An 8,934-nucleotide genomic window follows, 5' to 3' on the forward strand; every position below is an offset into this window, starting at 1 on the left:
GGTCAGACGCACCGGCTACGGTGGCAGCAAGCCACAGCATGTCGGGGGGAATGTCGGGGGGAACGAGCCGTGTCCGCACTGGAACCGGGAAGGGTGTTCGCGGGATACACCGTCGAACGACTCCTCGGTGTGGGCGGAATGGGTGAGGTCTACGCCGCCCGCCATCCCCGCCTCCCCCGCTCCGATGCGCTGAAGGTGCTCTCGGCGCGCATCGCCGATGACGCAGGCTTCCGGCAGCGGTTCGAACGCGAGGCCGACCATGCGGCGTCGCTGTCACACCCCGGCATCGTGGGCGTCCACGACCGCGGCGAGTCCGACGGTCGGCTGTGGATCGCCTACGCCCTCGTCGACGGCGTCGACCTGGCAGCCGCGCTCGCACACCAGCCCACCGGACTTCCCGCGGATCGGGTGACCGAGGCGATCTCCGCGATCGCCTCAGCCCTCGACTATGCCGGTGCGCGCGGCCTGGTGCATCGAGATGTGAAGCCCGCCAACATCTTGGTGTCCTCCGGCGGCCATGTGATGCTCACCGATTTCGGTATCGCCCGCATGGGGCCGACCGAATCCGGGCTCACCGTCACCGGTTTGACACTCGGCACCGTCGACTACTCCAGTCCCGAACAACTACAGGGTCTCCGCGAACACGCCGGCGGGTGTCATCATCGCGCACGCCAACCAACCGGTGCCGTCGGCGCGTACACGTCGGCCCGACCTCAACGCCGACGTCGACGCCGTACTGAGTCGCGCGCTGGCCAAGGACGCCGACCGGCGATTCGCGAGCAGCACCGCCTTCAGCGAAGCCCTCGCGGCCGCATTGTCGATGTGCTCGGCGGCCCCGACACCGCCACCGGTCACCGACCTCGCACCACCGTCGACGCAGCCGGTGACGGTGATCGACATCCCGCACACCGACACCGGCTCGATCGTCCCGGCGGGTGTCGCCGACGATGACGCGCCCGACGCCCACGGCCGTGGCCACCGGGTCGCCCTCACCCGGCGCCGGAACCTGGTGTACGCCATGGTCGTCCTCGTCGTCGTGGCTGTCGTCGCGGCGGTGGCCGTCGTCGCGGTCAACAGTTCGGAGGGCTCGTCGTCGGCCACCGCCGCCGACTTCCGGCCGGGGCAGCGCACGACGCCCTACCAACTGGCCCCGGCCACCCCGCTGCTCGGCGATCTGTCGAAGAGCCCCGGTCGGCCGATCTGGCGCTTCCACCCACCCGCGGGCAGCACCGCCGCGGTCGTCGGCGGCGACGCCGACGTGGTCGCTGTCGCCGTCGAAGGTACGGGCAGTGGCCAGACCGGCGTCATCTTCCTCGATGCGAACACCGGCACACCCCATGGACGCCAGATCATCATCCCCGGCGCCCACAACATCGAACGCTGCGTCCTCAGCGCCTCGGGGGCAGCCGCGCTATGTGAGGCCGGCCGGCTGACCCCGAACCACATCTTCGCCTTCCTCGACGTCGGCAAGTCGGTACTCGTCGCCGCACCACGGGTGCCGCATGCGATGGTGCCCGATCACCTCGCGGCCGTCGGCGAGCGATTCGTCCGCTTCCTCAAGAACGCCGGACCGCGTGCGGCCACCTTCGTCTTCGATGCCGCCGGACAGCAGATACGCAAACTGCCTCCCGGCAGCAAGGTGCACCCCGAAGTCGGGTTGTACACCTACACTTCGGAATTGACCGGCGCTGGGGGGCCCGGAAGACGGTATGCCTTCGTCGTCGCCCGGCTCGACGACGATCGTGAGCTCTACCGGCAGACCGGACCGAACCCGTCGATTCCCGCCTCATTCGGCGTCTTCACCGGCGGCTTCGGTGTGGGTCCAGACCACGACTCCCCCACCGAGCTGCACGATCTCGACGGCGCGGTCACCGCGGAGTTGCCCCGCAACACCGACCTGTTGCCGCCCAGCCCGACACTCGACGCGTTCACCTCCACCTCCGATATACCTCCGCTGCCGCTCATCACCTATCAGCAGGAGACGCTCGCCGCGATCGACCCGTCCACCGCGACTCCGTTGTGGTCGATCGACCGGCCCGACAGCACCGGCGTCGTGGTGACCGGCTCGCTGGCCGTCATGGGTTCGACGATCATCGATCTCACCACCGGCGCACGCCTGCCTGCGGTACCGGCCGGCGCCGAGACGATCCTCGGGACGGACGGCACCCGGCTCGCGTTCCGCATCGCCGAACGCGGTAGCGCCGGCGTCCCGCCACGGTGGTCGATCACCGCCTACGGACCCAACGACGACTGGACCCTGCCCGGCCTCGGAGCCGAACCGCGGGTGGTGGGCGGCAAGCTGTATGTCGGCGCCGACCGGCGGCTCTGAGCCGGCCGGCCGCGACGATCCGGTCTAGCGCACGACCGCCGGGTGCGCACAGCTGTCAGGTACCGCCACCAGCGAACATGCCACCGGGGATCGGGTCGGCCGATACCCGGCAGGCACGCCGCGGGCGGCGGTGATCGCACGATAGGCCGCCACACCGTCGGTCGGATGCCGGATCAGGTTGGGGTCGTGCTGGGCGTCGACGCCATAGAGTCCGAACCGAGCGTCGAAATCACCCCATTCGTAGTTGTCGGTCAGGCTCCAGTAGTTGTAGGAGACCACCGGTACGCCGCCCTGTTTGGCGCGTTGCAGCCAATACACGGTGTCCCGCAGGTGATCTGCCCGTCGATAGCCGTCGGGCCGCCGACCGTGCGGGTCGGTGACCAGCCCGTTCTCCACGACCCTGATCGGCATCCCCGGATACTGCTGCGCCAGATACCTCAACACGTAGTAGATCGCCTCGGGCGCTTGCGAACTCTTCCAGAACTGCCCGGTCGCCGCGTTGGCGACCGACGCGTCGGTCAGCGAGAACGAGTAGTACTGGTCGACGCCGATGAAGTCGAGGGCGCCGCGCATCCGCCGTACGAATTGTCCCTCCAGCCATTGTTCGACACCGGCGATGGGGATGTAGGCGAGATTCGACGACACCTGCGCGCCCGGCTGCACTCGGTGGATGTGCCGGTAGATCGCACGGTGGGCGCCGACGATCCCGTCCGCCATCCGCCCGGCGTTCTCTGGTCGTAGGCCGCCGTACATCAGTTCGCGCCGAACGTATTCCGTCGGCTCGTTGAAGGTGATCCACAGCGGATCGGCCCACGCATAACGGTTGACGGCACGGGTGGCGAAGGCGACCAGGTCGGCCCCCATTCCCGGCCGGTTCCAGCCACCCGCGTCGACCTCCCAGCCCGGATGAACCCAGTGATTGAGGGTGATCATCGGACGCATCCCGGCGGCGACGATCCCCCGGATGACCCGGTCATAGAATGCCCATCCACGCGGATCATCGTGTCCGCGAGCAGGTTCCACACGCGACCATTCGATGGAGATGCGATAGATCCCGACGCCGAGGCCGGCGGCGAGCGCGATGTCGCCGGGGTACCGGTGATAGAAGTCGACCGCGTTGCCGACCGGATGGCCGACCTTGCCCTGCGCGCCGTAACGCAGCCAGTTGGAATCACGGTTGTGACCCTCGGTTTGGAAGCCCGACGCGGCCACCCCGAACGCGAATCCCGGGCCGAGGTCCGGCACCGACGCCTGTGTGTCTCCCGGCCTCGTGACCCCGATCGCGGCAATCAGCAAGAGCACCACCGCCACCCAGCGCCGGGTGCGCATCACGTAGCGAGCGCCCTGATCCCGACGACTGCCGATTCCCCGTCGCATCCACCTCACATGATCGTTCTACCCGATGAACGCCGACGTTTCGGCCGGTCCGGACGTTTCGGACATCGCCCGCCGCATCACCGTTCGCTGGAGTATGTTTCCTGCAGACGATGGGAGCGGCACCATGACCATTCCACCTACCGGTAAAAGCGGATCGGCCTCGTCCCCCGACGATGACACGCCCGACGACAGCCCCGCTGCCGACAGCCCCGCCGACGTCGAGCCCACCGTCGCGCCGGACACCGATCGGACCCCGGCCACCGCACCGCTCCCCCTCGCCGACGACGATCAGGCCGAGCTCGAACGGTTGCGCGCCGAAGTCGCGCAACTCCGTGCCGGTACCGGCGCCGCCGACACCGATGGCCCGCAGGCGCCGAGACCATCTCGGCGGATCGGTCGCCGGATCGTTGCCTGGGTACTCGTGGTTCTCTGCGCGGTACTGACCCTGTTGTCGGTGACCACCCGCTACGTCCGCGGCGAACTCCTCGACACCGATCGATACGTCACCACCGTCACCCCGCTGGCCTCCGATCCGGCGGTGCAGACGCAGATCGTGAACTCGGTGAGCCAGGCCATCGACAGCCAGATCAACCTGGAACAGTTGACTGCGGATGCGTTGCGTGCCCTGACCGAACTGACCCCGGCCGACCGGCCGCGACTGGATTCGGCGATCGTCGGGTTGGCACCGGTCATCGCCGGGCAGGCCAACACCTACATCCAGTCGGCGGTCGCCGACTTCGTGGATTCCCAACAGTTCCAGAACTTGTGGGTGGAGGCCAACCGGCGCGCGCACACGCGGATCGTCGACGTGCTCACCGGACGCAAGAGCCGCGCTGCCGTGCAGGTCGCCGACAACGGCGAGGTCAGCATCGAATTGGCGCCGATCATCGAGGAGGTCAAGAAGCGACTCGTCGACCGCGGCTTCACCGTCGCCGAGCGGATCCCCCAGGTGAACAAGGAGTTCGTCATCTTCGAGGCGCCGGATCTGGTGCGAGCCCAGACCGCGGTGCGCCGACTCGATCGGATCGCGACCGTGCTGCCCTGGCTGGCAATCCTGTGTGCGATCGCGGCGATCGCCGTCGTCGGATCCGGCCGCCGGCTACGGATGCTGGCCGCGGTCGCGATCGCCATCGCGGTGGCGATGCTGCTGCTGGCCATCGGAGTTCTGGTCGGACGGTGGATCTACCTCGACAACGTGCCGGACGAGGTACTGGCACCCGACGCCGCGACCGTCCTCTTCGACACGGTGATCCATCCGCTGCGCACGGCACTACGGGCGGTGGCGGTACTGGCGCTGGTCGTCGCCCTGGTCGCCTATTTCAGCGGCGGTAGCCGAGGCGCGGTGACCGCACGAGCCCTGTTCGGCCGCGGTGTGCAACGGCTGTCCGGCAGGCGAGGCAACCGGGCGCCCACCGAATGGGAGAGCACCCTGTGGCGCTTGCGGATACCGATTCGTATCGGCGTGGTCGCGGTCGCCGCGCTACTGCTGATCTTCTGGCGCTACCCCACCGGACTGGTGGTCGGGTGGATCACGCTCATCACCGTGCTGGTGCTGATCGCGTTCGAATTCACACTCGGTCCGGCCCGACCCCACAGCGGACCGGGGCAGTCGACCACCCCTCAACCCGTTGGCGATGACGCCGAGGACACCGGTGACGCCGAGGACGCGATCGGCGCCGAACCCGAACCGGCCCCGTAACTTTGGGCTAGTCGGAGCATTCGGCTAGTCGTGACTTTCGGTTAGTCGGAGCATTCGGCCCGCCGGAGCCGGCCGGGCCCCGGTCAGAACGGGCTGCCCGAGAACGGCGCCGCCCTGTCGCAGGGAACCCGACGCTGATGCTCTGGATCGAGCGCATTGAGAACGAAGGTGGCGGCGCGGCGCGATCCGGCAACCCCGGCATGTTCGGTGAAGTCGACCGAACATCCTTCCTGCACAACGATGTTGCGTACGTTGCGGCCACCGTTGGGCAGACCCGACCAGTACGGCACGATCAGTTCGTCGTAGCGGGTGGCGATGTTGGTGTACTGGATGGTCGGCAGGTAGTAACCACCCGCCCGCAGCTTGCGCAAGAACGGCGACGACGGGTCGAGTTGGCCACACGCCCGGCAGATCGGGAACTGGTCGGGCCCGATGCCCAGTCGTCGCGCGAACGGCAGGATCAAATCGGTACCGGCAACGGTGGTGCCGTTCCAGGCTGGGGCGAGGGACACGTACTTGTCGATCTTGTCCTTGCCGCCGAGATATTTCGCGTAGTACGCCGGGAGGATGGTGCCCTGCGAGTGTCCGATGACGTCGACCTTGCGGGCTCCGGTGGCAACGAGCACCCGGCCGATGAAGCTCCCGAGTTCGGCGGCGCTGTCCTCCATACGCCCCATCCCCCCGATCGCCGACAACGGGAACGCCGCACCGGCGGCGCCGTAGGTCAACGCGAACACACAGAAGCCCTCGTTCTTCAGCAGCGGCACGTAGGTGCCCCAGTTGGTCTGCTGTGAACCGCCGGTGCCGTGGACCAGCACCACCGGGTTCGGATGCTGGGCCGACGGCTTGCACGAGAAGTCGTTGGACCCGGGCAGCGACCCTCCCGGGTGCGCGATCTCATTCGGTATACCGGAGAAGAAATTGAAACTCACCGGCAGCGGATCGGCTTTTGCCGGTGCGACCCCCACTATCAAGGCGATACACGCGGCGATAACCGCGACGACGCCGAAGCTCCCCCTGAATGCCATTCCGACACGCTAACAAGCGTTCGGCCGGATCGCACATATACCGATCTACCTGCTGCGATACCCGACTTCGGGTGTTGCTAATGTGACAACTATCGATTCTGAACATTAGTAGTGCGAAGCTTTTTACAGGGGCGGGAATGAAATTCAAGAAACTGATCGTGGCATTCAGTGTGGTCGCCGGCATGTCGATGCTCGTCGCGTGCGGAAGTGACGATTCGTCCTCCGACGCAGGTTCCGGATCCGGCGCCGAGGTAACCACGGTGGCCAGTTCGGCGATTCCAGCCGCCACGACCGTGCCTACCGAATTCCCTCGCGAGGTACCCGTCATCACCGGTGGCCGGTACCGGCTGATCAGCCCCAGCCCGACCCAGCAGTCACTCGAGGTGTCCGGGCTGCGCGCAGGCGACTGGGATCGGGCCGTCGGATTGCTGACGCAAGCCGGATTCACCCGCCAGCCCGGGCAGGAAGACCTCGGCTCGGTCAAGTCCGCGACATTCACGAAGGGCGGTCGGGTCGTCGCCCTGCTGTCCAATGGCGCCGGTGACACCTTCGGCATCGTCTACACCACAATGCTCACCTCGGGCTGACCATGGATAGGCGCCGGTCGGCTCACAAAACTGAAAGCAGCACGGTGTCAGCCGACAGCGCCCGGGTGCGCGACAATCCACGCGCGCGCCAGTTTCACCGCACGACCCAACGCGAACCGCTCACCGACATATGTCGCGGGTGCGCCGATCAGCGGAATCCACCCGAGCATCCGAAAAGGTAAGCGCGGCATGGGTCGACGGTCCAGCTCGTCGCCGATCGCACGCAGCGTCTTCGCCGTCTCCCACACCGCGGCGGCCATCGACTTCTTGCGAGCTTTGGGTTCGTCGGGCATCGCCGTGCCGGATGCGGCGCCGACGTCGGGGTTGTCGAGGTCTCGCGCACACAGCACGTGAGCCAGCAACTGCACCTGCGCCGCCCGATCGGTGACGCCATACTCGCGTGCGATGGCAACCAGCACCGTCGCCTGGTTAGCGAAACCCAGCACCGAGGACACCGGTAGCTTCTTGGTCCACGCCCCGAATACACCCGGAAAGGCAACCGCCCCGGTATTCACCGTGCCGATGCGACTGACCCACCAGCTGGCCCGTTTGTGCATCGACCGTTTGCTCCAGCCCTCGGTGCCGGGCCAGTCGGTGACGTTGAAGACTTTCGCCGCCCGGTGCTGCACGCGCTCCAGTCGCGACGTGTGATCGGCCGCTTCGTGGAACGTGTGATCCTTGAGCCCGAGCGGATCGCGTTCGGCCAGCGCGTCGAGGACCGGGTTGATGCCGGCAACGGCATTGTCGAGCACGGTCGCGATCTTGGCATCGCTGAGCTGGGCCACCCGCCGAGTCTATCCATCGGTGACCCGTTTGGGATTCGATGCCCGGGTACTGCTAGAGTGGCCACGGTTGATCGTTCGGCGATCACCCGGGGCTATGGCGCAGTTGGTAGCGCGACTCGTTCGCATCGAGTAGGTCGGGAGTTCGATTCTCCCTAGCTCCACCAGAGTGTTCTTACTCGAACCGGTGCCCAAAAGGATGTCGGCGAGGGATAGAGCCAGATCAGAAGAAATCGAGTCGTCACCTACAGTCACCGAGGCCTCCGCAAGGGGGTCTCGTTGCGTATCGAATTCTGTGCGGCCACCTGTGATGTCGGCTGTTATGGCTTGACGGGTTAGTTGATGAGCAGCGTAGAAATCTTCGAACGGCACATTGTGACGGCTGCCTTGGACTGCGTGCTCGTCGACGTAGAAGTGCTGATAGAACGCCTGGTTGAGATTTCGCCGCATCGTGTCGTTGCCGTCGCGGTAGTAGACGGCTGGATCAGACACCAGGTCAAGGGCTGTAATCAGCACCCCCGCTCCGGCTGCGATCTCGGCAGATGCATTGGCAAGTCCTGCTTCGGCCGATGCGCGGTCGGCCTGGATCTTGCGGAGTTTGGCCCGGACCTTGGCCTGCGGGAGGACGTCGTCGGCGAGGACGTCAATGAGTCGGTCTTCCTTGGCTTCGAGCTCTTTGAGTCTGCGTTTCAAGGATGTGTGTAGTTCGGCCACGCTACGTTGCTCATCTGCCATGGCTTCCTCGAGCACTTCTCGCACAGAAACTACAAAATCCGGCGGCAACGTCATCGCGAAGTAGTGATCCACGATCGTCTGCTCCACTCTCTCGGCCGGAAGGTGCGGGAGATCGCAGACGCCGTCCTGGCGTCCTCGACACAAGAAGTAGGCGTACCGCCGGCCTGAGCGACCCCTGGCCTCGGTGAAGATGAGGCGGGATATCTGTCCGTGCTGTTCACATCGGGCGCAGAAGAGTGCGCCTTTGAGATAGTGCTGGAGGACTCGGTCGCGCTGTCCTCCCCTGCTTCGCAGGTCCATAACTTCCTGCACACGGTCAAACAGATCTTGATCAATGATCGGCTCGTGCCGTCCCTGGTAGACCTCACCTTTGTAGGTCACGTAACCCAGGTAGTAC

Annotated in this window: 7 protein-coding genes, 1 tRNA gene and 1 pseudogene; 5 read left to right on the forward strand and 4 right to left on the reverse strand. The window is 66.2% G+C overall.

Annotation, left to right across the window (positions count from 1 at the left end):
• Positions 1 to 69: 69 nt before the first annotated feature.
• Together QSJ18_RS16085 and QSJ18_RS16090 are read left to right on the forward strand one after the other, a co-directional pair.
• Positions 70 to 951, forward strand: coding sequence for a serine/threonine-protein kinase (locus tag QSJ18_RS16085; RefSeq protein WP_286327590.1), 882 nt, complete (start codon positions 70 to 72; stop codon positions 949 to 951).
• Positions 884 to 2,329, forward strand: a complete 1,446-nt coding sequence (locus tag QSJ18_RS16090) for a hypothetical protein (protein WP_286327591.1) — start codon at positions 884 to 886, stop codon at positions 2,327 to 2,329. Before QSJ18_RS16085 ends, QSJ18_RS16090 begins: the two co-directional genes overlap by 68 nt.
• A 24-nt stretch (positions 2,330 to 2,353) precedes the next feature.
• Here the strand turns inward: QSJ18_RS16090 and QSJ18_RS16095 are convergent, their stop codons facing one another.
• Positions 2,354 to 3,658 carry a family 1 glycosylhydrolase gene (locus tag QSJ18_RS16095; protein ID WP_286327602.1) on the reverse strand — a complete coding sequence of 435 codons (1,305 nt, stop codon included), beginning with the start codon at positions 3,656 to 3,658 and terminating at the stop codon, positions 2,354 to 2,356.
• 172 nt (positions 3,659 to 3,830) lie between these two features.
• On the opposite strand from QSJ18_RS16095, the gene QSJ18_RS16100 reads away from it, so the two are divergent.
• Positions 3,831 to 5,405: a hypothetical protein gene (locus QSJ18_RS16100; RefSeq protein ID WP_286327592.1), complete on the forward strand. Its 1,575-nt coding sequence runs from the start codon at positions 3,831 to 3,833 to the stop codon at positions 5,403 to 5,405.
• An 83-nt stretch (positions 5,406 to 5,488) separates the two neighbouring features.
• Here QSJ18_RS16100 and QSJ18_RS16105 read toward each other — a convergent pair whose 3' ends face one another.
• A complete protein-coding gene (locus QSJ18_RS16105; RefSeq protein WP_286327593.1) occupies positions 5,489 to 6,433 on the reverse strand; it encodes an esterase/lipase family protein in 945 nt (314 codons plus the stop codon).
• Positions 6,434 to 6,570: 137 nt separating this feature from the next.
• Here QSJ18_RS16105 and QSJ18_RS16110 point away from each other — a divergent pair, with 137 nt between their 5' ends.
• The gene (locus QSJ18_RS16110; RefSeq protein WP_286327594.1) at positions 6,571 to 7,020 is read left to right on the forward strand and encodes a hypothetical protein; all 450 of its coding nucleotides are present in this window, start codon (positions 6,571 to 6,573) and stop codon (positions 7,018 to 7,020) included.
• Between the two features lie 47 nt (positions 7,021 to 7,067).
• Here QSJ18_RS16110 and QSJ18_RS16115 read toward each other — a convergent pair whose 3' ends face one another.
• Positions 7,068 to 7,805 carry a hypothetical protein gene (locus tag QSJ18_RS16115; protein WP_286327595.1) on the reverse strand — a complete coding sequence of 246 codons (738 nt, stop codon included), beginning with the start codon at positions 7,803 to 7,805 and terminating at the stop codon, positions 7,068 to 7,070.
• Positions 7,806 to 7,893: 88 nt separating this feature from the next.
• Here QSJ18_RS16115 and QSJ18_RS16120 point away from each other — a divergent pair.
• Positions 7,894 to 7,969 (forward strand) — tRNA-Ala (locus QSJ18_RS16120).
• A gap of 640 nt (positions 7,970 to 8,609) precedes the next feature.
• On the opposite strand, the pseudogene QSJ18_RS16125 reads toward QSJ18_RS16120, so the two are convergent.
• Positions 8,610 to 8,837 (reverse strand): annotated as a pseudogene (locus tag QSJ18_RS16125) (recombinase zinc beta ribbon domain-containing protein); the annotation flags it as partial.
• Positions 8,838 to 8,934: the final 97 nt, after the last annotated feature.

The sequence above is a fragment of the Gordonia heveisoli genome, assembly GCF_030315745.1.
In the GTDB taxonomy this organism is placed as follows: domain Bacteria; phylum Actinomycetota; class Actinomycetes; order Mycobacteriales; family Mycobacteriaceae; genus Gordonia.